This is a genomic window from Robinsoniella sp. KNHs210 (genome assembly GCF_000686105.1).
In the GTDB taxonomy this organism is placed as follows: Bacteria; Bacillota; Clostridia; order Lachnospirales; family Lachnospiraceae; genus Robinsoniella; species Robinsoniella peoriensis.
On sequence record NZ_JMLZ01000001.1, the window covers coordinates 1,147,489 to 1,172,470 of the forward strand.

23 protein-coding genes and 2 pseudogenes are annotated in these 24,982 nt (G+C 41.5%); 17 read left to right on the forward strand and 8 right to left on the reverse strand.

Translation table 11 applies throughout. The features are described from left to right. Positions 1–160: 160 nt before the first annotated feature. Together CD03_RS0104335 and CD03_RS0104340 are read right to left on the reverse strand one after the other, a co-directional pair. Positions 161–367, reverse strand: coding sequence for a helix-turn-helix transcriptional regulator (locus CD03_RS0104335; RefSeq protein WP_027292580.1), 207 nt, complete (start codon positions 365–367; stop codon positions 161–163). A 4-nt stretch (positions 368–371) separates the two neighbouring features. After that, complete coding sequence (locus CD03_RS0104340) at positions 372–683, reverse strand: DUF6442 family protein (protein ID WP_027292581.1); 312 nt, start codon at positions 681–683, stop codon at positions 372–374. A gap of 231 nt (positions 684–914) precedes the next feature. Between CD03_RS0104340 and CD03_RS0104350 the strand changes: the two genes are divergently transcribed. Next, positions 915–1,148: a hypothetical protein gene (locus CD03_RS0104350; protein ID WP_027292582.1), complete on the forward strand. Its 234-nt coding sequence runs from the start codon at positions 915–917 to the stop codon at positions 1,146–1,148. Between the two features lie 19 nt (positions 1,149–1,167). On the opposite strand, the gene CD03_RS0104355 is transcribed toward CD03_RS0104350, so the two are convergent. Continuing rightward, a complete protein-coding gene (locus tag CD03_RS0104355; protein ID WP_027292583.1) occupies positions 1,168–1,524 on the reverse strand; it encodes a winged helix-turn-helix transcriptional regulator in 357 nt (118 codons plus the stop codon). 178 nt (positions 1,525–1,702) lie between these two features. Between CD03_RS0104355 and CD03_RS0104360 the strand changes: the two genes are divergently transcribed. Next, entirely contained in the window at positions 1,703–2,221 is a 519-nt protein-coding gene (locus tag CD03_RS0104360; protein WP_027292584.1) for a nitroreductase family protein, read from the forward strand. A gap of 193 nt (positions 2,222–2,414) precedes the next feature. Here CD03_RS0104360 and CD03_RS0104370 read toward each other — a convergent pair whose 3' ends face one another. Then, a complete protein-coding gene (locus tag CD03_RS0104370; RefSeq protein WP_027292585.1) occupies positions 2,415–3,326 on the reverse strand; it encodes a DUF2268 domain-containing protein in 912 nt (303 codons plus the stop codon). A gap of 216 nt (positions 3,327–3,542) precedes the next feature. Here CD03_RS0104370 and CD03_RS39830 point away from each other — a divergent pair, with 216 nt between their 5' ends. Further along, positions 3,543–3,659, forward strand: a complete 117-nt coding sequence (locus CD03_RS39830) for a DUF1648 domain-containing protein (RefSeq protein WP_442969719.1) — start codon at positions 3,543–3,545, stop codon at positions 3,657–3,659. Between the two features lie 217 nt (positions 3,660–3,876). Here CD03_RS39830 and CD03_RS0104380 read toward each other — a convergent pair whose 3' ends face one another. Further along, positions 3,877–4,644 (reverse strand): EFR1 family ferrodoxin, encoded by a 768-nt coding sequence (locus CD03_RS0104380; protein WP_027292586.1) that lies wholly within the window; start codon positions 4,642–4,644, stop codon positions 3,877–3,879. 272 nt (positions 4,645–4,916) lie between these two features. Here CD03_RS0104380 and CD03_RS35775 point away from each other — a divergent pair, with 272 nt between their 5' ends. Further along, positions 4,917–6,548: a response regulator gene (locus CD03_RS35775; protein ID WP_027292587.1), complete on the forward strand. Its 1,632-nt coding sequence runs from the start codon at positions 4,917–4,919 to the stop codon at positions 6,546–6,548. Beyond that, a complete protein-coding gene (locus CD03_RS35780) occupies positions 6,545–8,278 on the forward strand; it encodes a cache domain-containing sensor histidine kinase (RefSeq protein WP_052377662.1) in 1,734 nt (577 codons plus the stop codon). The genes CD03_RS35775 and CD03_RS35780 overlap by 4 nt, the downstream gene beginning before the upstream one ends. Before the next feature lie 142 nt (positions 8,279–8,420). On the opposite strand, the gene CD03_RS0104395 is transcribed toward CD03_RS35780, so the two are convergent. Then, a complete protein-coding gene (locus tag CD03_RS0104395) occupies positions 8,421–8,816 on the reverse strand; it encodes a hypothetical protein (protein ID WP_027292588.1) in 396 nt (131 codons plus the stop codon). Between the two features lie 384 nt (positions 8,817–9,200). Between CD03_RS0104395 and CD03_RS0104400 the strand changes: the two genes are divergently transcribed. The 5 genes from CD03_RS0104400 (at position 9,201) to CD03_RS0104420 (ending at position 17,692) form a co-directional block, all read left to right on the forward strand. Further along, the gene (locus tag CD03_RS0104400) at positions 9,201–10,598 is read left to right on the forward strand and encodes an ABC transporter substrate-binding protein (protein ID WP_027292589.1); all 1,398 of its coding nucleotides are present in this window, start codon (positions 9,201–9,203) and stop codon (positions 10,596–10,598) included. A 14-nt stretch (positions 10,599–10,612) separates the two neighbouring features. Next, positions 10,613–11,515 (forward strand): carbohydrate ABC transporter permease, encoded by a 903-nt coding sequence (locus CD03_RS0104405; protein WP_242849038.1) that lies wholly within the window; start codon positions 10,613–10,615, stop codon positions 11,513–11,515. After that, positions 11,505–12,344: a carbohydrate ABC transporter permease gene (locus CD03_RS0104410; protein ID WP_027292591.1), complete on the forward strand. Its 840-nt coding sequence runs from the start codon at positions 11,505–11,507 to the stop codon at positions 12,342–12,344. The genes CD03_RS0104405 and CD03_RS0104410 overlap by 11 nt, the downstream gene beginning before the upstream one ends. Positions 12,345–12,378: 34 nt before the next feature. After that, entirely contained in the window at positions 12,379–14,421 is a 2,043-nt protein-coding gene (locus CD03_RS0104415) for an alpha-amylase family protein (RefSeq protein WP_027292592.1), read from the forward strand. A gap of 121 nt (positions 14,422–14,542) precedes the next feature. Beyond that, a complete protein-coding gene (locus tag CD03_RS0104420; protein WP_027292593.1) occupies positions 14,543–17,692 on the forward strand; it encodes an alpha-mannosidase in 3,150 nt (1,049 codons plus the stop codon). Here CD03_RS0104420 and CD03_RS39835 read toward each other — a convergent pair. After that, a pseudogene (locus CD03_RS39835) lies at positions 17,682–17,822 on the reverse strand (DUF6783 domain-containing protein); the annotation flags it as partial. The gene CD03_RS0104420 and the pseudogene CD03_RS39835 overlap by 11 nt on opposite strands. On the opposite strand from CD03_RS39835, the pseudogene CD03_RS39840 reads away from it, so the two are divergent. From CD03_RS39840 to CD03_RS0104430, 3 genes and pseudogenes are all read left to right on the forward strand, one after another. Further along, a pseudogene (locus CD03_RS39840) lies at positions 17,799–17,849 on the forward strand (hypothetical protein); the annotation flags it as partial. The pseudogenes CD03_RS39835 and CD03_RS39840 overlap by 24 nt on opposite strands. A 112-nt stretch (positions 17,850–17,961) precedes the next feature. Continuing rightward, positions 17,962–18,084: a hypothetical protein gene (locus CD03_RS38770; protein ID WP_255348060.1), complete on the forward strand. Its 123-nt coding sequence runs from the start codon at positions 17,962–17,964 to the stop codon at positions 18,082–18,084. Between the two features lie 777 nt (positions 18,085–18,861). Further along, complete coding sequence (locus CD03_RS0104430; protein WP_027292594.1) at positions 18,862–19,242, forward strand: hypothetical protein; 381 nt, start codon at positions 18,862–18,864, stop codon at positions 19,240–19,242. Positions 19,243–19,443: 201 nt separating this feature from the next. Here the strand turns inward: CD03_RS0104430 and CD03_RS32375 are convergent, their stop codons facing one another. Next, positions 19,444–19,803 carry a zinc ribbon domain-containing protein gene (locus CD03_RS32375; protein ID WP_081820113.1) on the reverse strand — a complete coding sequence of 120 codons (360 nt, stop codon included), beginning with the start codon at positions 19,801–19,803 and terminating at the stop codon, positions 19,444–19,446. 305 nt (positions 19,804–20,108) lie between these two features. Between CD03_RS32375 and CD03_RS0104440 the strand changes: the two genes are divergently transcribed. Genes CD03_RS0104440 through CD03_RS0104455 form a run of 4 tightly spaced genes read left to right on the forward strand, consistent with a single transcriptional unit; the run spans position 20,109 to position 24,981 of the window. Next, a complete protein-coding gene (locus CD03_RS0104440; protein ID WP_027292595.1) occupies positions 20,109–21,227 on the forward strand; it encodes a sugar ABC transporter substrate-binding protein in 1,119 nt (372 codons plus the stop codon). A gap of 4 nt (positions 21,228–21,231) precedes the next feature. Further along, complete coding sequence (locus tag CD03_RS0104445) at positions 21,232–22,728, forward strand: sugar ABC transporter ATP-binding protein (protein WP_027292596.1); 1,497 nt, start codon at positions 21,232–21,234, stop codon at positions 22,726–22,728. After that, the gene (locus CD03_RS0104450) at positions 22,725–23,723 is read left to right on the forward strand and encodes an ABC transporter permease (RefSeq protein ID WP_052377663.1); all 999 of its coding nucleotides are present in this window, start codon (positions 22,725–22,727) and stop codon (positions 23,721–23,723) included. Before CD03_RS0104445 ends, CD03_RS0104450 begins: the two co-directional genes overlap by 4 nt. A 13-nt stretch (positions 23,724–23,736) precedes the next feature. Next, on the forward strand, positions 23,737–24,981 hold the full coding sequence (locus CD03_RS0104455) for a uroporphyrinogen decarboxylase family protein (protein ID WP_027292598.1): 1,245 nt from the start codon (positions 23,737–23,739) through the stop codon (positions 24,979–24,981). The last annotated feature ends 1 nt before the right edge of the window (position 24,982 follow it).

The following is a 24,982-nucleotide window of genomic DNA, read 5'->3' on the forward strand; positions in this document are numbered from 1 at the left end:
GTAAGAAGCTTCCATGGCGGATGGGTAAAGTATTCCCGTCCCATTGGAAGTTGCAGAAGATACTCAAAGCATATCATTACCGGCTATTCGTTCCAGGATTAAGGGAGGATGTAAATGGACCATCCGGCACCTTAATCTCTGTGCGGGACGGTCCACTCTGCTAAAAATAAAAGAGATCTTCGAATTTTTTATCCAATGCAATACATAAAATCAAAGCTAATTTTGCAGTTGGATTAAACTGCCCTGTTTCAATAGAACTAATGGTATTTCTGGATACGCCCACCATTTCCGCCAGTTGGCTTTGTGAGAGCTTTTGTTCTGACCGTATTTCTTTCAGATTATTTTTTAGTACTAATTTTTCATCCATATTTTTACCTCAACACACTTATAACAAAGCTTGCCAGTGAAGCTATGGAAGCAATGGCACCGGCAACGGTAGATATTAAGTATGCCTTATTTTTAGTGAAACGGTATTTCGGATATGCCTCGGCTGCAACAAATGCCCAGAACATTGCGTAGGGTGCGTAACTATGCTGTCCATTAAATACGTTAAATATAGCTATAAAAATAAATACAAGGCAAAAGGCGCTGATACCTATTCTGCGTCCTCTGTTTTCTGCCTGCTGCATGCCTTCATCTGTTTTTTCTGCTCTGCTTCTTGCTAAAATCTGTTCTTTATTCATAACAATACCTCCTGATTAGGTTGCCAAGTTTTCTTTACATTACTATCATACATCTGCCAAGCGTACTTGTCAATAAGTTTTGCCAAGTTTTCTTTGCAAAATAAAAAGACGGTCTTCTTCTCAATTGTTTTATCTGGAAATGAATGGTATAATAACACCAACAATTGTTATCCTTAAAATCAAAAAAAAGTTAAGAAGAAATAGAAATGTACGGTCAGAAAGGGGATTGGAATGGCATACAAACAAGAGCTGTGGGATGAGGCAAAGAAAAAATGCAGGATATCAGAAGAAGAGATACGAATGGCAAAAGAAATGGGATTAAATCCGAAAAGTCTGATAAAAAACATCCCAAATAAGAAGGAGCAGTGGAAAGCTCCGGTTAAAATTTGGATACGGGAAATGTATGAAGAAAGGCAGGAAAAGGCAGAAAAAAAGAAGAAAAGAAAATCTCAGATTATAGAATAACAGGTTTTTGAATTTTGCTTTATTTTGTTTCGGATGACGCGGAAGTAACTGTCAGATCAAGCCCGCTAAGATAGTTGCTCCCCCAGTCACACATAGATTCCAGAACAGGAATAATACTTTTTCCAAAGTCTGTAAGCTGATATTCTACTTTAGGGGGGATAACCGGATAGACAGTACGCAAAATCAGGTTGTCACGTTCCAGCTCCCGAAGCTGTTGTGTCAGCATTTTAGGAGTAGCATTTGGAATGTTCCGGTGCAGTTCGCTGAAACGAAGGGTCCCTTCTATCAAATGAAACAAAATCAGTGCTTTGTATTTACCGCCAATCAGTTCTAGTGTGGCTTCCACGGGACAGTTATATGTGCCTGGACATTTCATTTTTTCACCTCTGTATTTTTTACACTATCTTTTTGGGTACTATATACCATAAAAGTGCATACTTGTTCTAATGAATATTAATGCTATAATTATAGCTGAAGTTGGTAAATATATCAACCTTTGCCTGCAGGCAGATACTATTTACTACAATTTAACACCCTGATTAAAGGAGGTAATTATGAGTTTTCTTGAGATTGCGAAAAAAAGGTCTTCTGTGCGTTCTTATACAGAACAGAAGGTAGAAAAAGAAAAGCTGGATCAGATTCTGGAAGCAGCACATGCAGCGCCGACTGCGGCAAATCTTCAGCCTGTTCATTTGCTGGTTGTTCAGGAAGCGGAAGGTATGGCAAAGATTGAAAAGGCAGCAAATGTATTTCATGCACCGTTGGCGATTATTGTGTGTGCAGATCACAATAAAGCATGGGTTCGCCCATTTGATAAAAAGCAGACAGGGGATATTGATGCTTCAATTCTGACAGACCATATGATGCTTCAGGCGACTGAACTTGGACTGGGAAGTGTCTGGGTTTGCTATTTTAAACCGGATATCCTGCGTGAAGAATTTCATATTCCTTCCAACCTGGAGCCGATTAATATACTGGTGATCGGATATTCTGCCCAAGAAGAAGGGGATCCCAATCGGCACAGCCAAACACGTATCCCGGTGGATGAACTGGTTTCATACGAGAAACTTTAGAATAACTGTTGAAAGAATTAGGTGCTCGGAAAGAGAAGGGGTGAGCGCTTTTTGGGGCCTGCGGGCATTCGCTGTGAAATCCTGATGCATTTCGCAGCTCAGTGCCCGCTTAGTATCCAATGGGATCCAGTTTATTGATACAAAGCTGGTACAGGACAATGGAATCCTGTGCCCTGATAACAATTGGCATTCCTTAATCTTCCCAAAAATCCTCTATTTCTCTGAGTATTTCATCGGTAGGGATAAGTGTTGCTTCAATAATGGTTTTACACGTCTTTTCTAAATAATGCTTAATCATATAATACCCACATGCATAGCCGGCACAAAAGGGCAGACCCACAGGAAAATAACCCTGCATTTTTGCAATTTCATCCCCATAGAGATATGATGTTAAGTTATCCATTCCTTTCACGTCCAGGGCATCTCGGATGAGTGGTTTTATATAGTTGTCCAGAGTGTCCATATCTATTTTACTGACCCAGGGCCCCAGTTTTTCTTCTCCGTAGATGAAGGTGGCATAGTTTTCAGCCAAACCCTCCGTGACCATCATACCTGCCAGGGATATATCATCATGCCATTTCTCAAATTGAAACCGCACATTATGGTTGCACTCATGAGCGAGGGCAGCCGGTATACGCCCAATGGTGTATTCGTTTGGTGTAATTGCACCAAAAATGTATCCAGGTATGCCGCCGTCGCCGGAATAGCCATCGCTAAGTATGGTATATGGACTCTTGGGATCTGCAAGCAGAATAGTATATAAATATTTCTCAACCGGTAATTCAATACCGGCATGTTCAAACCGGCCAAGTGCGTCTTCTATGGAGTGCTGGCAGCTTTTCCAAAATGCGTCATCAGACAGCAGCTGAACGCTTTCTTCCTGGCTCTTATCTATTTCTGAAGGATTCAGATATCCTAACATATTACTTGCCATAATTACGTCATAACCATTTTCCTGCTTCGCCTTGAGCGGTACGCAGTAACAAGCCCATTTTTTCTCAAAGGGTTTCATCATTTCATAACGATATATGTCGTTCTTTTTTTCCATAGGGACAGATATCATTTTCTTGTAAATTACATCTGATCGTATATTCTTGATTTCCATATTATTGCTCCTTTTCTATCTGATCTATAGTTATCATACAAGTTGACGCGACGAGAAGGTCAATAGTTTTTTGTGTATTTTTGTAAGTACATAATATCGTTGCTAATGGTATTGATAAATGGTAGAATATACCTATAATTTTGAAGTTGTGGAGGCGATGGGTTGAAGATAAAGAATAGTAAATTTGATATTGCTATAAATAAGTTGTGTCTTATTATGATAATAGGGACAGCCATATATCTGATAGTGAATTGGACGAATATACCAGAAAATGTACCTATGCATCATAACTTTTATGGAGAGGTTGATATCTTACAATGCAAACAGCATTAGTGATTGAATTACCATCACTGTTTCTGCCGGCTTTCATACTAATATTATTTGGAGATATGCTTTTTTGGATTCTCAAGTTAGTAAAGGTAAATCAGAAATTGAAAAATTGACAACTGTAACTTAAATTCGCACGTACCATGAATCAATCAAATTTATTATGAATAGCATGATCAGATTTAAAATGAGTAAGGTATGCATATAGACTTTCCTCCGTATTTTATTTTTGCAGATATTTTTCTATCCAGCCTTGTTCATATACACGATGACCTAATAATGTAATTGCCTGTTTTGGACAATGATTAATGCAGCGATAGCACATAGTACACTGATCTCCCGATTTGGCAATGCCATTTTCCATAACGATGTTTTTCATAGGGCATAACTTAACACATTTACCGCATCCGATACATTTTTTGGAATGTATGGTTAGCTTGTCTGTATATCGTTTTGTTTTATTGTAAAAATACAGCCTTTGACCAAACAACCCGGCAAGATGGCTGAAAGCACCTAATCCCTCTTGCGGAGGTTTGCCCATCTGTAATTTTTGTACTGCCTTCTTTATTTTTTCTTCTGATTCTGTGACAAGCTGTCTGTTCTTTTCTAATGTAGTTTTCAGAACTTTTTCATCACTGATACTGTCTGGCATTTTTAAGTGTAAACCGCCGGTTACCGCTGCACCAAAAGTTTCCAGCAGTCTTGCCAATACACCTGCTCCGTCTCCACTGAACATTCTCATGGTTGTCAGAATGAAAACTTTTTTTCCCTGCCATAGCTCCTGATTTTGGATCATAAAATCGCGCAGTATTTTTGGCATGCTGCTGTATTGTGTGGGATATCCAAATACAATCTCTGTTTCACTGCGGATTAGTTCTGGCAGCCGAATGTCTTCAATCGAATAAACGATTGCTTCAGGGTCATATGCTTTTGTAAATTTTTCTACGCAATGTCTGGTATTGCCTGTGCCGCTAAAATAGATTCCGATCATGATAAGATTCACCGCCTTTAACACGCTTTGTGGTGTTTTTATTTCTTAAAGTATAATGAAGAATAAACCGTTCGTCAATAGCCGTGGTAAGAAGTGCAGCACAAAAGATAAGAGTGGCATGGAAAAGGATGTTTATATTGCAAATATGAAATGATTGTTTTATAGTAAATTTATATGAACATGCAGAGATGGAAAGCATCCGGAACGTTACAATGGAGACTGTGGACTAACCGGGGAGTCTGTTTCTGAGCGGACCGAAAGGATTAAAAATTATGAAGATACTGGTTGTGGAAGATGATTTTATTGTACGAAAAGGCATTATTCTTTCCCTGGATTGGGAAAAGGAAGGATTTCAGATCTGCGGTGAGGCAGCTAATGGAGTCAGCGGGTTTGAGTTAGTAAAAGAATTACAGCCGGAAATTATTTTGACGGATATTCGGATGCCGAGAGAAGATGGGCTGTCCTTATCCAAGAGAATCCGCAGTGCTTACCCGTGGATGAAAATTGTAATTCTAAGTGGTTATGATGATTTCTCTTATGCGAAACAGGCATTGCAGATTGGAGTTTTTGAATATCTACTGAAACCAATTGACGCCGATGAATTGCTGGAGACAGTTGTAAAATTAAAAAAAGAAATAGAAAAAGAAAAGGCGCGTCAGGAACGGGAAATTTTTCAGCAGACTTTTGTGGAAGAAAATTACGATTATGTGCGCAGCAGGCTGCTGAATGCTTTGATCAGTGAGAAATTGACGGATCAGGCGAGAAGGGAAGAGGTGACAGGGCAGCTTTCAAAGCTGGGCCTTGAGTTTGCAGGTCCCTGTTATCGGGTTTTACTGATTACGGTGGATGATTTTTTCCTTTTGACACAGCATTCTGTGGAGGAAAGGCGCTGCCTGGAAGAATCCATAGAGGAGTCCATAAGAAATATATTGGGACTGTCGTCTCAGGAGACGGTGTTCCGGGACAATGGCACGCATTTTGTGGTGATCCTGATGGAGCAGGGACAGGAAGAAAAGGCGGACAGAGAAGCTTTGAGCAGGCTTTATCAGCAAATAAAGGGTGAGTTGGGATTCTATATTACGGTATCTCTGGGAGATCGTAAAGATAAGATAGAAGAGATAAGGCAATCTTACCGGGAGGCACTGCAGGCGCTGCGGTGCAGACCTTATATGCCGGGAGAGTATATGATTCACTATCATGAGAGTATGGGAAAAGAGAGGAAAACTTATCTGAATATCCAGAAGAAAGAAAATGAACTGGTACAGGCGATGCTTCAGTATGATGGGGACAGAATGCTTGAGATTGTTCAGAACATTTTTGAAGAAGCCTATCAGAAACAAACAGAATTTGAAAAGGTGAAAACAGCATGTGTGCGTATCTGGATGATTGTGGCTTCTAATTTAGAAGAGATGTCCATCAATCCTTTGGAAGTGACGGGGGAGAGCAGGGACTGCTTAAGGGAGATGGAAGGCATCGGAAGCTTTTCGGCTTTAAAGCGGTATATATTGAATCTATGCCGGGAAACTGTACAGGTGTTAAATTCTACAGAAGGTGCGAAATATAATTTGATTATACAGAAATCTATGCAGTACATAGCTAAACATTATATGGACGAAATCCGCATCAGCCAGATCGTAGCGGAACTTTATATCACGCCAAATCACTTCAGCCAGGTATTTAAATCCCAGACCGGAATGAATTTCAGCGATTATCTGAATCAGTTCCGGATCGATATGGCAAAAGAGCTGCTAAAAAATCTGGATTTAAAAATATATCAGGTTTCGGAAAAGTCAGGCTACCAGAATTACAAATATTTCAACCTGGTATTTAAGAAGTATACCGGATACTCACCAAAAGAATATAGAAATCACATTGACTTGCGAGAGGATGGAAAAATAACTTGAAGAAGATAAAATCCAGGTTTGTAAGCTTGAATATTAAGGTGTTTTTACTGGCAATTGCCATGTCAATGATTCCAATGGCGATCATAGGAACACTTTTATATCAAAAGGCATTGGAAATTGTGAGGGAGAAGCAGGAGGCGGCCTCTCTCTATATACTAAATAATATCTCTGAAAATATAACATATGTGACGGATTATGCCCACAGCCTGTCTCTTTTTATCATTCAAAATCAAGACGTACGTGCCACCTTGCTGGCTGAATCCATGACAGAACAGGAGCGGGTACGCCACCAGAACCAGGTGGCAAAAAGCCTGATGTTTTATACCGGACAGAATCATTTTGTGAAATCTATTTTTATACAGGGGAAGAATGGTCTGATCTTAAGTGCCGGAGGGCTTACTTCCTATGATCTGGGAGAAGAACAAGAGAAGCAGCTTGAAGCGATGAAAGGGAAAATTCTATGGACGGGAACCGGGGAAAGGGATCAAAATGGGAATGCAGAATACCTGACTTTGTTGAGGAGCATCCAAAATACAGAGAATTTGAAAGAAACACTGGGAACACAGTGGATTAATATTCCTGTCTCAAAAACGGAGAAACAGTTTCAGGAGTATATAGACACGTATCCCGGTTATATTGCATTGGTTGATTCCCAGGGGGAAATATTACTAAATGCAGGGGAAACAGAGATGGTGGAATCTGACATAAAGGATGTGCGCAGTGCTAAAAAGATGCCCTTTATTAACAGTGGAAAGAATACTTTAGTTTATGGAATTGATATATCGGATACCGGATGGACCCTTATGAGTGGTATTGATATTACTAAATTATTGGCAGAAAACCGTAAGATACGCAGTCTTTTACTGTTGGGAATTGCAGTCAGTACGATGTTATGTTTCTGGATTACGTTTATTTTTGCAAGAAGTATTTTAAGGCCGCTGAGGCTGCTGACGAATAAGATTGTGGAAGTAAAGGAAGATAATTACAACGTTCAGCTGGAATTTGAGAGCAATGACGAGATTGGGATTTTGAGCAGGCAGTTCAATGCAATGACAAAACGCATGAATGAACTGGTCAATGAAGTGCTGACAGGAAAAGTGCTGCAGACCGAGGCTGAGTTAAATGCACTGCAGGCACAGGTAGATCCTCATTTTCTATATAATAATCTGGATACGGCATATTGGATGAGCAGGCTGGAAAAAGCGGAGAAGACAGGAAAAGTGGTACTGGCTATTGCAGATTTATACCGACTGACCCTGAATTCGGGACACCGGCTTATTTCTGTGGAAACAGAAGTGCGCTATATGGAAAATTATATAGTCATTCAGGAACTGCGCGTGTCAGACCAGATTCAATTCCATATTGAGATCCAGGAGGGAGTGAAAAAATGGGCGACTATGAGGTTTGTAATACAGCCGCTGGTGGAAAATGCCATCCAGCATGGAGTTCTGCCCACCGGAAGAGAGGGCAATATCTATATCCGGATTTACCAGCGGGATGACAGGCTTTACTTTGAAGTAGAGGATGACGGTGAAACGGCAGATATGGAAGAAATGAAGAAGATGCTGGCGGATATCAAGAGTGAAGAAAAGAAGGGCATGGCTATCCGCAGTATTGCCCAGAGGATTAAACTGCAGTTTGGGGAGAATTATGGGCTATTCTTTCAGGAGGCGCCGTGTGGAGGGACAATAGCCAGGGTGATACAGCCGTTAGTGGAGTATGAGGAGTAGAGGGAGAATTCCGGAAATGTTGCGAACTTTCTGTAAGCTAAATCTTTAATAATTTGAATTTTTGTATACCGTCAGCCGATTGGCTGACGGTATTTTAATATGTACCCGGCACGGGCACAATTCTGATGGGGTATAGGAACCCCTATCTGGTTTCCTGTTTCTTTTTATATATTGAATATATAAGTAAAAATAAGTACATACCTAAAAACATATGAATCAATGTTGGCGAGCCTGTACTTCCATTGAATGTAACGATAAGGGTGTATAAATTAATTTCCTGTAACAAGGACACTATAAAAGCAATCAGGAATCCCACAACTAAATGACTTGCTTTTGAAATATACTGAAAGAACAATAAAGCTAACAATAATCCTAATATAATCCCGCTAATGCTATTCGCCAAATATCTTGGATAGGGATTATAGGTCATTTGGGCTAATCGATCCAGTTTATCCAAAATAAAAATAGGAATAAGCCCAGAAAATATTATTGGAAATAAAACAGTTATGATATTGAGGAATACATATTTTTTTTTCATTGACTCAACCTCCCGTCACTTACTCATAATAAACTTTATTTTCAGAATCCAATGGATTCACCTCTTTCTTTTTCCTATTTATAGTAAATATTATCACTTTAAAATTTACTTGTCAATCTTAATGAGTATGCCATGATACTTTTCTGACAATTGAGCTACCCACGGTTAAAAATTTTGTAAACCTGATCATATCTTTTTGCTTAATTGAAAAAGTGATTGTATAATATAGACAAAGGAATAGAAAAATAGGTATTTTATGTGCTTTAATCGTATAAAAGAATAGAATATTGGATGTTTTCATAGATTATATGGTTTTTTGGAGTGGGTTTCATTCGTTATACTAAGGATGTAAAAAACAAACAGAAAAGGATAAGGAGAGGTATTATGGAGAGAAGAAAAAGAATCTTAGCGGTTGTATTGGCAGCGACGTTGCTTGGTGGAACTTTAGCGGGATGCGGAGGCCAGGGAGGCGATACATCTAAGGATACCGGAAGTACCCAGGGAACTCAGGAAAGCAAAGGTGAAACAGGGGGTTCTTCTTCGGGAGAAAAGGTATCACTGACCATCATGCATATGGGGACGGAAGAAGGCATCAAAAACGGGGATATTGAATCAATTATAATGCATCAGGTTGTAGAAAATTTTAAGGCAAAATATCCGGATGTGGACTTGAAAGAGGAAATAGTAGGGCAGGAAGCGGGATATGAGACGAAAATCAAAACGCTGGCAGCCGCCAATGAAATTCCCGATTTAGCTATGCTGCTGCCTTCCATGATGAGTTCTTTCTATGAAAATGGACAGATCTTGGATTTGGCACCGATTTTAAAAGAAGAGTCGGAATGGGCAGATACTTTTGCAGACGGTATGTTTGGAGATTATACTTTTGGAGAACAGATTTTGGGAGTTCCAAGGTGCAGTATCGCAAATCATGTTATTTATTATAATACAGAAATTTTTAAAGAGTGCGGGATGGATAGTTTCCCGGCAGATGAAGTGGAATTTAAAGATGCTGTTCAGAAGTTAAAGGAGAAAGGATATATTCCGCTGGCTACTGGAAATAAAGGAAAATATGCAATTGCTTCCCAGGTAATGCCTGGTATTCTGATGAAATTCAATGAAAGTGACTGGTATGACAAAGTAAAAAATTATGATGGTGCTTCTTTTGAGGATCCCGATTCAGTAGCAGCGATTAAATATATGGAAGAGCTGATGCAGATGGGTCTGTTTAATGAAAATGTAAACAGTCTGGACCCAAATCAGGCAAGACAGCTGTATTATGACAAGAAAGCAGCCATGTACATAGAAGGATCCTGGTCCGTATCCAATTTAATCAGTGAAGCGCCTCAGGAAATACTGGATACTACCGATATGACAATCTTCCCGACGGTAAAAGGGAAAGAAGACCTGAAAAACCAGATCGTCGGAGGTCAGGGCTGGGGAATCAGCATCAGTGCCAATGTTACGGATGCACAGAAGGCAGCAGCAATTAATTTCTTGAAAGAAATGTCCGCGCCGGAAATCCAGACGCTTCTGATTGAAGGCGGTTCTTTAGCAACAGCTAAGAATATTGATTATGATGAAAGTAAATTGAATCCGTTTTTTGCAGAATTTCTGGAAATGTATAATTCACACGACAAAATTGTGGGATGCCCGGAAGTTCAGTTATCAACAGCATATATGGATGCCAGTTATGTAGGGTACCAGGAAATGTCCATTGGAGCAATCAATGCAGAAGAACTGGCTGCAAAATTACAGGAAGCTCATGAAAGTGCGAAAAAATAGTTGGAGGTGGCAATGTGAAAAAAAGAAAATATAGGAATCCGTTGATGCCCTCAGGCATAAAGTTAGCGGCTTACTTAAGCATTCCGGTCGGCGTCTATATTTTTATCATCATTATTCCTACTCTGTTCGCATTTGGTTATAGCTTTTTTGAATGGTCAGGAGGTCCGGCAAAGAAATTTATTGGTTTTGAAAATTATATTGCGCTATTTAAAGATGATACATTCTGGCTGTCTTTCCGAAATACGATTTTATTTACATTTCTTATGGTGATTGGTCAGGTAGGAATTGCGTTTCTCTTTACCCTGTTCTTTACCATGAAGTGGGTTAAATTTGTAGAATTACACCGCAGAGTTATGTATTTTCCAAGTATTATTGCGGCGGTTGTCATTGGTCTTATGTGGCAGCTGATTTACAACAACGATTTTGGTATTCTGAATCATATATTAAGGTCTATTGGGTTGGAACAGTGGATTAAACCCTGGCTGGATGATCCTAAGATCGCCATGTTCTCTGTAGCAGTACCGGTAATCTGGCAGTTTATCGGATATTATCTGGTACTGCTTATGGGAGCAGTTGCTACTATTCCAAAGGATATTATGGAAGTGGCTGAGATAGACGGGGCAACCGGATTCAAAAAAAGTATCTATATTACTATCCCATTGATATGGGATACACTGAAAATCTGTCTGATGATTTGTTTTGCCGGATCTTTCAAGGCATTTGACCATATTATGGTAATGACAGGAGGAGGACCTGGAAGAGCCACCAGTGTATTGTCACTGTATAATTACAATACCTCTTTTGTGCAGATGAAAATGGGATATGCAAGTGCGATGGCAGTGGTCATTCTGGTGGTTTCCATGGGATTAACGATAGGAATACAGCGGCTAATGGAGGGAAAATCATATGAACATTAAAAATATTCCCGTAAAAATATTGAAACTGATCGTCAATATCATATTCATGCTGTTTTCAGTTTCCTGCATTTTTCCGATTTTGTGGATGATTAATTCAGCATTAAAGACCAGCAATGAATTTATGCAGGACAGCATCAGCCTGACCCGCAGTCTGTATGTACAGAACTTTATCGATGCCATACAATCCAGCGGGTTTCTGAATTGCTTTATGAATTCCGCCATATTAGGAGTGATAAATGTAGTTTTAACAGTGGTATGTGCGCTGGTAACCGGGTATTTCATATCCAGATATAATTTCCGTTTTAAAAAGGCAATTTACCTGTTGTTTGTTTCTGGAATGGTCATTCCTATGCTGTCGCTGCTGATCCCGGTGTTCTTACAGTTTAAAACGCTGGGTATGCTGGACAAGCCCTGGACGCTGACACTGCCTTACCTGGCATTTTCCATGCCATTCGCAGTTATGCTGACAGAAAATTATATCAAGTCGATTCCCGTAGAACTGGATGAAGCAGCTTATATGGAGGGATGCAGCACGTTTCACCTGCTGAGCCGTATTGTTTTCCCCATGTGCTCTCCGACAGTTGCCATACTGATTATTACTTCTTTTATGAATGCATGGAATGAATTTCCCTTTGCGCTGGTTTTATTGAATAATGAAAAATTAAGAACAATATCAATTGGAATTCGTATGTTTAACTCAGAACATAATATTAATTACCCGCTTTATATGGCAGCGCTGCTGGTTTCCATTCTGCCGATATTGATTATATATCTGATTTTTTCTAAGCAGATTATGAAAGGTATGACGGTAGGAGCAGTGAAAGGTTGAGTTTAAAAAAATTATGAAATAACAGGAGGTTTTTATGTGGTTTGAAGGTAATTACAGAAGGATTTTTTTAGATATGCATATTGATGACTGGAATGATGAATTTATGTCCAATGTGGACCCGAAAGGGTTAGTAGAACTGCTGAAAAATGCAGGCGCACAGCAGATTGTAGTAAAATGCAGGCCGCATACGGGGCTGGCACATTACCCCACCAAAATCGGGAGGATGCACAAAGGGCTAAGAGGCAGAGATTATGTAGGAGAGATGATTGAATTATGCCATAGCAGCAACATTGCCGTAAAAGCATATTTTTCTCAAATTTTTGATAATTGGGCATATGAAAATCACCCGGAATGGCGTATGATAAATGGATACGGTAAAACATCCAGAGAAGAAGCAGATCCGGCAAGTGATTTCATGAGCAGAAAAGGCAGATATGGTATTGTATGCCCCAATAATGAGGAATACAGAGCTTATGTGAAAGCTTGTCTGACTGAAATGACGGAAATGTATGATTTTGAGACAATTTTTCTGGATATGCCGTTTTTCCCGGAAGTATGTTACTGCCCAAGCTGCCGCAGGAAATATTTTGAGCAGACGGGAAGAGAAATGCCCAGAGTAATTGACTGGGGTGATCCGGCATTCCGGGAGTGGCAGAGTATCCGTGAAGAGTGGATGGGTGATTTTGCAGCATTTTCAACGAATGTTATTAAATCTATCAAACCGCAGGTTACTATCGAACACAATCTGTCCATGATGGCTGATCCATGGGAATATGCCCACACCGATCTGGTGGCAGAGGCAAGTGATTATGTAGGTGGTGACTTATACGGAGGATTTATGCAGCAGACGTATATGTGTAAATATTACCGCAATCTGAGCAAAGCTCTTCCGTTTGTATTTATTTCTTCCAGATGTGATCCGGGACTGAGCTATCATACTACCACAAAGACGGAAGAAGAGTTTATGCTGCATACCATCATAGCACTTGCACATAATGGGGCATTTTCCATCTGTGATGGTGCGAACCCCGACGGAACACTGTGTGAGGAAGTCTATACCGGTCCGGTTAAGAATGTATTTGATGAAAGCCGCCACTATGAAAAATATGTGAGCGGTGATATGCTTACCAATATCAGTGTATGGTTCCCAAGCAGGTCAAAATGCAGCTGGAGTGATAACGGTAATCCGGTAACAGGAGAAAAATGCAATAAAAGTTTTATGGATACTCATATCAACATGGGCAGGATCCTGCGGGAAGAAAATCTTCCGTTTGACGTTATCCCCAGCAAAAAGTTAAAGGGGCTGGAAAGCGATGCCCTTGTAATCTGTGATGCGGCAGTCATCCATGATGAGGAAATGAAGGGTATCGAAGAGTATGTGCGCGGAGGCGGAAACATTTATCTCAGCGGGCATGTGGGACATGAGCGTTTACTGGAGCTTCTGGAAGCAGAATATCAGGGACTGACGGAACACAACGTTACATATATGAGTTCTACGGAAGCAGGAAAAGAATATTTTGGAGAATTTGCAAAGAAATCTCCAATGAATGTACAGAGTAAAATGGAAATTCTTGATTTCAAAGGAGATTATGAGACACTGGCTACGCTGACTCTGCCTTATACCATGACCGGTAAATGTGAATTTTCATCCATTCACTCCAACCCTCCGGGAATCTATACCGACAGGCCTGTGGCAGTGAGGAAAAAAGTTGGAGAGGGACAAATTCTCTGGTTTGCCGCTCCAATCGAGAATTCCAGACCATACATGAGCCGCCGCGCAGTTGGCAGGATCTTAAAGAGTCTGTGCAAAGACCTGGAATTTGAGTCTAACGCACCATCCTTTGTAGAAATACTGGGGTGGAAGAAAGATAATAAGCGCTATTATGCAGCGATTAATGAGCAGGAAACTTCCCCGGTAGCACCGATGTTTCATATTGAAATTAAGATACCGGGAGAGATCAGCAAAGCAACAATTGCAGAAAAGAATACCGAACTTAAAATCACCAGAGAGGATGGCAGAACGACCATTTATCTGCCGGAGTTGAAATTGTTTTCGGTGATAGAAATTGAAGAGTAATGACAATGAGAAAATGTTATTACTAAATTAAAAGAGTAAAGGAAGCCATTGCAGATCAGGTGATGGGTTTCTTTACTTTATGTGGCATTGGCAAAAACTTATAAATATGAGGAGGAAATATATGGATTTCAGAGAAGAACGATTGGGGAAATTACTGGAAGATTTGAATGTCATGCGGTATTGCAATACGGTGCTGCTGGAGAATTTTGATGTGGATAAGAAATGGGAAGATGGTGTTCATTCTGTTCTTCGGCATAAAATTATTCTGCCGGCTTGTTTTGAGGGAAAATATGTGGAGTTTTGTCTCTCTACCGGAAGAGAAGGAGAATGGGATGCCGTAAATCCCCAGTTTCAGTTATTTGTTAATCAGAAACGGATTCAGGGGATGGATGTGAACCACAGAACGGCAGTTTTAACGGAAAATGGACGGAAAGAGGAAGTGTTTGATCTGGAATTAAGAAGCTATACGAAATACCAGAACAGGCCAATATTACTTCGTGGAGAAATCCGTGAGGTGGATAAAGAAGTTGAAGAACTGTACTATGACCTGCGGGTTGCATATCAGGTGGCGTGCCTTCTGGAAAAAGACGAGGAAAACTATCGGAAGCTTATCGCTGCCCTGGAATCAGCATGTGGGCATCTGGATCTCAGAAAACCCCATTCTTCGGATTTTCACAAAGGTATTAAAGCAGCTAAAGCCTGCATTATGGAGGAACTGTATCACAGCTGTAACGGTGGGGTAAGCCCAGTGGTTCATTGTGTCGGACATACCCATATCGATATTGCCTGGCTCTGGACGCTGGATGTGACCCGGGATAAGGCAGTCAGAAGTTTCTCTACGGTACTGGAACTGATGGACCGGTATCCTGAATATATATTTATGTCCAGCCAGCCTCAGCTTTATCAGTATGTAAAGGAAGATGCTCCCGATGTATATGAAAAAATCTGCCAAAGAGTGGCAGAGGGCAGATGGGAAGTAGAAGGCGGAATGTTTGTAGAACCAGACTGTAATATACCTAACGGAGAATCCCTTGTACGGCAGTGTCTGTACGGCATTCGCTTTTTTGAAAAAGAGTTCGGAAAGAAAAATCATATACTGTGGCTGCCGGATGTATTCGGATACTCCGCCTCCTTACCGCAGATCATGAGAAAGTGCGGACTGGATTATTTTATGACTACGAAAATAAGCTGGAATGAGACGAACCAGATTCCTTACGATACGTTTTACTGGGAAGGGATTGACGGAACGAAGGTGCTGACACATTTTATCTGTGCCAGGGACTATTCTTCGCCTACCCGCAGTGTGAGAACAAATAATGAACATTACTCTGCCTTTACAACAAATTATAACGGCTATGTTACACCTGCCCAGATAAAGGGAGCATGGCAGAGGTATCAGCAAAAGGAGCTGAACAGCCAGATACTGCTGTCTTATGGATACGGGGATGGAGGCGGCGGGCCTACGCAGGAAATGCTGGAAACCCAGAGAAGGCTTGCTCTTGGAATTCCCGGATGCCCCAGAACCAGACAGTCCTCCGCAATAGAGTTCTTCCGGGAGCTGGAGCAGGAAGTAAAAGGGAAAAAGAGGATGCCCCAGTGGTATGGCGAACTGTACCTGGAATACCACAGAGGTGTCTATACTTCCATGGGAAGAAATAAAAGGTCTAACCGGAAATCAGAATTTCTGCTGGGCAGAAGTGAGTTATGGTCTGTTATGGCAAATACACTGCTTTCCATTCCAAATGACAGGGAAACGCTCCTTGAATGCTGGGAAATTCTAATGAGGAATCAATTTCACGATATTCTCCCCGGTTCTTCCGTTGCGGAAGTATATGAGGATTCCAGGCGGGAATATGAAATCCTCGGTGATAAACTCCTGGCCCTGGAAGAAAAACTGCTTCAGACAATGACAGATCAGATTGCAGGAGACAGGGGAATCGTCGCTGTGTTTAATCCGAATAGTTTTCAAAATACAGACATTCTGGAGATACCGGAACCGGTAAGCCGGAAAGTAAGCAGTTTTAAGACTGGCGGCACCGTGTCTGTCATCCAGGAAAACAGTGACGGTTCCAGGATATTCCTGGCAGCGGATGTACCTGCGAAGGGGTACTGTGTGTTTGAACCGGTTGATGAAGAGATGGCAGAAGATAAAAAGTCGTCGCAGGTATTGAAACGAGATATTACGAAGCAAAATGCGGCACAGGCAAATCTATTTACAGAGTTCGCCCTGGTAAATGGTGAAGTGGAAACAAAGTGGTATCACCTTTGCTTCAATGATAAAGGGCAGTTTACCTCTATTTATGACAAGGAAGAAGGGCGGGAATTATTGCAGATAGGACACCGGGCAAATGTACTTATGGCATATGAGGACAAACCCCATGATTTTGACGGTTGGAATATCTATGACTACTATCAGGAGAGAAGCTGGGAAGTGGATCATTTGATCCGTATGGAAGTCAGTGAAAAAGGTCCCCTGCGATATGCGATTGAACTGGAATGGAAGTATCAGGATTCTGTTATTGAACAGACGATTTACCTGTATTCCCACACAAAGAGAATTGATATGAAGACCAGAGTGGACTGGATGGAGAGCCAGACCTTGCTGAAAGCACTGTTCCCTGTAGAAATACACAGCAAAGAAGGAACCTTTGAAATCCAGTATGGAAATATCAAACGGGATCTGGTAAAAAATACTTCCTGGGATCAGGCAAGATTTGAAGTCTGCTATCAGAAATGGATGGATATTTCGGAAGACGGATACGGTATCGGCTTTTTGAATGATTGTAAATACGGAGTCCATGTACAGGATGGAACGGTAGGATTTACCCTGATTAAATCCGGTATATATCCCAATCCACAGGCCGATCAGGAAGAGCACTTATTTACATATTCCCTATATCCTCATCAAGATGGCTGGCGTCAGGGAAATGTACCCAGACAGGCATATCAGCTGAACCAGCCCATGACCGCAAATGTAAAGAATCTGGAAGGCGGAAACCTGGCGAAGGAGTACAGCACTGTGTCCGTATCAGCAGAAAATGTCATAGTAGAAGTCGTAAAACCTGCACAAGACAGTGATGATGTGGTAGTCCGCATGTATGAATGCTACAATCGGAGAACAAAAGTGACAGTGGAATTTCCACAGGAAATACGTGAGATTTACAGATGCAATCTGCTTGAGGAAGAAGAAAGACTGGAAGCTGTAAATGAAAAGAGCTTTCAGATAGAGATTGCGCCTTATGAGATTTTGACGTTTAAAGTTAAGAGGTAGAAATGTTTGAATATATTTCTCCGTAGCTGAACGTTCTAGAGCGTGTTTTAAAATTGCTTTCTGGCAGCTGTGCGTCACAGTTTGTGGGAGATTTGTCCCGGATGAAGGGCGCGTAGCGGGCTACGTAACCTGAATTCGGGGCAAATATGCCGCAAAGTGGGGCGTGCAGATGGCAGGAATGAATTTTCAAACACGCTCTAGTACTACAGCGAACAATTTCATCTTAAATTTGGGTTTAGCTGAGGAAGGACGCTTTGTAGATGTAGGTAGTGTACGGAAAGATGGGTGTGGGAAACTGGCATGGGCTCCGTCAGCTGGCCGCAGAACTGATATTTTCTAACCTTTCCGAAGCGCTTTTTGGCGGCACGCGGGCATTCACCGAGAAATCCTGATGCATTTCTCGGTTCAGTACCCGCTTAGTATCCGATGGGAGCCAGTCGAATACTATCCGCCAAAAAACGCTTCGGCAAGGTAAGTAAATACTCAGCTCTGCTCTACGCTTCCTACGTCCATACCAGTTTCCCACACCCATCTTTCCGAGATAGCATTTGTTGATACAAAGCTGGTTTTCTCAGCCTGGTGAAGACCCTTGGGTTGTGACGGTCTGTTCGTTTTTGGATGCAGCAGAGTGTGTTACGGCAGTTCAGTGTGATAACATCCAGCTGGTTTATTGGTTTTTAAGTGTTCTATGCCAATAGCGTACAGCATGCCACAACCCCGGGGCCCAATCATGCTGAGAAAACCAGCTTTGTATCAATAAACTGCATCCCGGAAAGAGAAGGGGGCGGACCATGGCAGGCGTTTGGAAGGCGTATAGCAGATCTGAGCATTTACTTACCTTGCCGGAGTGTTTTTTGGCGGATAGTATTCGACTGGCTCCCATCGGATACTAAGCGGGCAGTGAGCTGCGAAATGCATCAGGATTTCGGAGCGAATGCCCGCGTGCCGCCAAAAAGCGCTCTGGGAAGGTTAGAAAATGCCAGTTCTGCGGTAAGCCTTCCAAACGCCTGCCATGGTCCGCCCCCTTCTCTTTCCGCGCACTACTTCAATCTACAAAGCGTCCTCTTAATCAGCTAAACCCCAATATAAGAAACTGTTCGCTCTAGTACAGAATCTTATAGTAATGGTATAATGTCTTTATAAGAAACCAATCTTAAAAGGGGAAAATAATGAAAAAGAAAAATACAATAGTAATAGGTATCATCGCTATCATTGTTATAGCAATAGTATTTAGCGTTTATTTGTATACGCGACCAGTATCGCTGGGTAATATCAACCGTAATTATAAGGAGCAGACAACGATAACTTCTAGCATTTCATTTTCAGGCAAGGCGGGTGACAGAATAAAATTTTCATTTAGGTCCAACATAAAAAATGGTGATTTAGATATAATTTTATTTGATTCAAAGGGAAATGAAGTTTATAAATTGGCGAAGGCAACAGAGCTGGAAACTTTTTTCACATTGGATAAAGCAGATACCTATACGGTAGCTGCAGAGTGTAGTGACTTTATAGGAGGATTTAAGATTAGAGTATACGAAGCAGATTAAAAACAGTTTTTTTAGATCCTATATATACTAAAAACTCAAGTATTTTATTGTCTGCTTGAAAGGTATCAGTTCAGCTTAAATCATTTTAAACCGATACCTTTCAAAACTTCATTGGTTGTGATTCCGGCACAGTCATATTCAAGCTCATGCAGGCCCAATGGTAATAGTGCCGAATTCGTTTAGCAGTAAAGCAGCCTACTTCTATTTGCTTTTTTCCGTACAATGACATTCACTGGAAGTGCAGGTACAGTTAGGATTATAGCCACTGGCACATTCTTCGGTACAGGTACAATGCCATCTCTTTAACTCCGGGAAAAAACTACACATAAATTCACGTGCTTCTTCTTCCGTTTTATTCTGCTCTTTCAATATACCGGATTCTTTCATATGCTTTACACTGATTTCAATCATTTCGTTCATAGTGCAATCACTGGTAAATTCACCGTCCTTGTAACAATAAATACAGTAATCTTCATTTAATCTTTCATTTTTGTCTGTGCCTAAAACGTCCCTAGATTCAAGGGGCATACCACAACTTTGGCAATATTTCATCTTGCTCATAATTAATTCCTCCAATATTATAGAAAACTTTTCTTAATAATATCATATGTAAATATACATTGTCTATTTATTATTATTGCATTTTTTACCAGGGGCAAAAGGGAATGCAGTAGATATGAATCCTGTCTGTTTTGCTATGGTAAAATGTAGGGATTTCCTTTTCAAATCAGACAGACCACATGTATTTATACAATTTTTATAAGAAACTAAAATTATTGAAATTGCACAAAATTTAAATATGATTTACTATAATATTAGTCAATAGAGATAAAGGCTGGTTGGTAAAAACAATAGGAGGTAAACAAATGAAGGGAACTTTGAAATGGAAGGGAATTGCGTTAACAGCAGCTATGGCAATGTGTATGACCGTCGGATGTTCATCAGGTGAGAACAAAAAGGTGGAAGATACCACAAAGGGAACACAAGCAGTAAACACGGAAGAAGCGGATGCTTCCGGTGATTCAGCTGAACTGAAAATTGGAAGGATTGAACTGGATCTGGCAATGCCTTATCAGCAGGCAGATGCGGCGGCATTTGAGCAATATGCTCAGCAAAAGGGAATCAAGGCAGTCGTATTGGATGGAAAATCCAGCCCGGAAACCATTGCCAGTTCAATGGAAGACTTAATTGCGAAAAAAGTAAATGGCATTATCGTCCAGGCAAACGATGGGGAAGCAATCAGCCCGTTTGTACAGCAGGCACAGGATGCGGGGATACCGGTGCTTACGTTTGTAAATGCCTCTAACGTACCGGGACCGAATGCTTATCTGGCGGAATATGATATCTCATATGATTTAGGCGCAGCAACGGCAAAAAGATGGATGGAATTTCACCCCAATGAACCAGTTAAAGTGGCAACACTGGGAATACCGGCAGCACCGGTAGTGGAAAAGGACAGATGTGATGCGTTTATAGAAGGAGTGAAGTCGGTTGCCGCAGATGCGGAAGTGGTGGCAAGACTCGACTCGGCAGGCGTGAGGGATCAGGCGGTTTCAGCAGCAGAAGATCTCCTGCAGGCACATCCGGATGTCAACGTAGTACTGGGCGTAAATGGAGATGCGGCTCTTGGAGGCATTGCAGCATTTGAAGCTGCAGGAAGGGGAAAAGCAATTGACGGAGTTCCCCAGACAGAGATTTTTGCCAGTGTTGACGGTTCAGAGCAGGAGATGGTGAAGCTGGCTGATCCCAACTCGTCAATGAAGCTTTGCATGGCTCTTCCACCAAAGGATTTCGCAGAACAGCTAACGGATATAATGCTGGACTGCATTAATGGAAAAATTGATTATAAGCAGAAACAGGATATCAATATGTATGATGTGATGTTTGACTATTGGAATACCTCAGTAGATGAACTGCAGGAGTTCTTGGATGTGCAGTATCAGACTAAAATAAATATTAAAAAAGAACTGGGGCTTGAGGGGTAACGATATGAATGAAAATATTGTGGAAGTCAGGAGCCTCTCCAAGAAATACCCCGGAGTGATGGCATTAAAGGATGTCAATTTTGACATTCAAAAGAATACCGTACATTGCATAGTGGGGGAAAATGGCGCTGGTAAGTCTACCTTTATCAAGATTATGACCGGAGCAATCCAGCGGAGCGGCGGAACTATACTCTACAATGGGAAAGAGTATGCCGCAAAAAATATTAAAGATGCTATGAATGCCGGAATGAGCGTTTTATATCAGGAACTGAATGTGGTGGATGATCTTACGGTACAAGAAAATTTAACCCTGGGCATAGAAGAATCGGTACATGGGATATTAAAATACGGAAAAGCCTCTGAAAAGTTGTTTCAGGTACTAAAGCAATTTGCACCGGAGATTGATTTATACAGCAAAGTTGAAACGCTCAGTGTTGGTAAGAAACAGATTATAGAAATCGCCAAGGCAGTTGCGCTGGAGACGGATCTGATTATTATGGATGAGCCTACAGCTGCGATTTCGGAGAAAGAGGCGGAACGCCTGTTAGACATTATCCGCACTTTAAAGAAGCACAATGTAACGGTTATTTATATTTCACACAGGCTGAATGAAATTATGGAATTAGGAGATAACGTCACTGTATTCCGGGACGGCAGGGTAATTGGTACAAAAGCGGTAGGAGACCTGGAGTCCCAGGCGGAGCTTATACGGATGATGATTGGCAAAGTAGTTGCCCAGGAATATATTCCGGGCAGTGTGGACAAAAGCAAGGTTGTTCTCTCGGCGAAAAATATTACAAATAAAAAACTGAAGGATATTAATTTTGAACTGTATAAGGGGGAGATTCTGGGATTCTATGGGCTGGTAGGTTCGGGTAAGACAGAGATCTGCAGGGCGGTTTATGGAGTGGATAAATGCAGCGGATCAGTGGAAATTAATGGTGAGGCAGTGAAGAAGCAGAATGTAGTCAGCAGAATCAGGAAAGGGCTTGCTCTGGTTCCGGAGGAGCGCAGGACGGAGGGACTGTTCACACAGTTATCCATTAAAGAAAATATTCCTTACATGAGCATACATAAAATATCCAGATATGGGATTGTACAGAAGCAAAAAGAACGTCTGATGGCAAAGGCATATATGGATAAAATGAGAATTGCTGCTACAGGTGAAGAACAAAATGTAGCAAGCCTTTCCGGTGGAAACCAGCAGAAAGTAGTGCTGTCAAAATGTATTGCATCCAATTGCTCGGTATTGATACTGGATGAGCCCACCCGCGGAGTTGATGTAGGGGCTAAGGAAGAAATCTATTCTCTTATCAGGAAAATAACAAAAGAGGAAGAAGTGTCTGTCATGGTTATGTCATCGGAGCTGCCTGAAATTCTGGGTATCTGTGACAGGATTATCCTGCTGTACGAAGGAGAAATTGCGGCGGAATTTCCCAACGGGCAGGAAACAGACAGCAGAAAAATTATGCATATTGTGACAGGGGGAAGCTCGAAATGAACAAAGGTGTAAATACAGCAGAAACGTTGGAACGTAAGATTTTTCCAGGCAAAAGGAAAATGTCCGCGGCGGGGAACCAGGGAATCATTATACTGGCAATATTAATTATTATTATGTTTGCACTCTCTATGATGTCTCCGGAATTTTTTACGTATACGAATCTTATGAATGTAACAAGACAGGTGGCGACAGTGGTGATTGCAGGAAGTGCGGTGACGCTGTTAATGATTGCCGGCTGTATGGATCTTTCCGTAGGCAGTATCATTGCCTTTTCCGGAGTAATGTGTGCAAAATCTGCAGTAGCAGGAGCACCCATGCCAGTGGCAATTCTGATTGGAATGCTTTTTGGGGCATTGATTGGATTAATTAACGCATTGATTGTGGTGAAGCTAAAGATTACACCGGTAATCGCTACTCTGGGAACAATGTATGCAGCAAGTGGGCTGGCATATATTCTCTGCGGCGGAGTTGCAATCACCTCTGGGATCCCATCCAGTTTTAAAGTGATCGGAACAGGTTATATAGGTCCGGTTCCGATACCTCTTTTGATCTGTGTGGCAGTAGTGGCTGTCTTTGTCTTTATCCAGAAGAAAACAGTACTTGGAAAATATGCAGTGGCAATAGGCGGTAATAAGATGGCGGCGCAGCTCTCCGGAATCAATGTGGGAGGATATACAGGAATCTGCTTTGTGCTTTCGGGATTGATGACAGGACTTGCGGCATGTCTGATGGCATCCAGACTGGGGGTTGGACAGCCAAATACGGGAAGTGGGTTTGAGTTTGACGTAATTGTAGCAGTTGTTCTTGGCGGAACCAGTCTTTCCGGTGGAAAAGGCTCTGTTCTTGGTATGGTAACCGGAGCATTTATTGTAGGCTTTCTTTCAAATGGATTAAATCTGATCGGGGTGCAGTCCTTTTGGCAAAGCGTATTTAAAGGAGCAGTATTAGTCGGCGCTGTTGTGCTGGATGGGGTTTTGAAGAACAGAATGAAATAGGGAGGACACAAGAATGACATCGAGAGAACGAATTTTAACAGCAATCAACCACAAAGAAGCAGACCGGGTACCAAGGGATCTTGGCTCCACGCCAAGCTCTAATATTTCGGCTATTGCTTATAATAATGTAAAAAAGGAACTGAAGTTAAAGGGAGGACATACCAGAATCTATGATGTTTGCCAGCAGGTAGTTATTCCCGAAGAAGAAATTCTGGAAAAGTTTAAAATTGATATTGTGGATATCGGCAGAGCATTTAATACGGAGGAGTCTGACTGGAGAGATATTGTACTTTCCAATGGAAGCACAGCTCAGTATCCGGTATGGTTTCATCCGGTTAAGCAGACGGACGGTCAGTATTTTGCATATTTAAAGGATGGCAGGCTGTCGGCCAGAATGCCGGTAGGAGCTACTTTTTTTGATCAGGTGCTGTTTCCATATGCAGATGGTTATCCGGATAATTTTGACAATCTTGCACAAGATCTTGCATCCGTACAGTGGAGTGCTTTTACCCATAGTCCCTGGGATCATGCAGGGGAGCCGGATTTTTGGACGAAAATGAGGGAAAAGGCAATGACATTAAGAGCAACTACAGACAAGGCAGTAATGCTTGTCATTGGCTGCAACCTATTTGAGTGGGGAACTTTTCTGAGAAGAATTGATAATTTTATGATGGATTTGTACCTGGAAGAAGACAGTGTATTCAAACTGGTGGATGCTTTACTGGAGATCCATATGGAAAATGTCAAAAAGGCATGCCAGTATTTGGGGGATGTAGTGGATGTCATTAGATTTGGAGATGATCTGGGAATGAATACCGGTCCGCTTATGAGTCCGGACTTGTATCGTAAGTATTTTAAAAAGGGACATAAACAGATGTTCCGTTATGTGAAGGAGCATTCGAATATGAAGACTTTCCTCCATTCCTGTGGATCGATTTACCGTATGCTTCCGGATCTGATAGATTCCGGTCTGGATATTATTAACCCGGTACAGACGAGTTGTTTTGAGATGGAACCGGGGCGTCTTAAGAATGAGTTTGGAAAGGATATTACTTTCTGGGGAGGTGGAGCAGATGTGGTGAGCCTGCTGAACAGGGGAACGCCTGAGCAGGTCAAAGAGGATGTAAAGCGAAGGCTGGACATTTTTATGAAAGACGGCGGATATGTATTTAACAGCATTCATAATCTGATGCCTGACCACAGAGCGGAAAATATTATTGCCATGTATGAGGCAGTTGACGAATTCGGGGGATATTGAT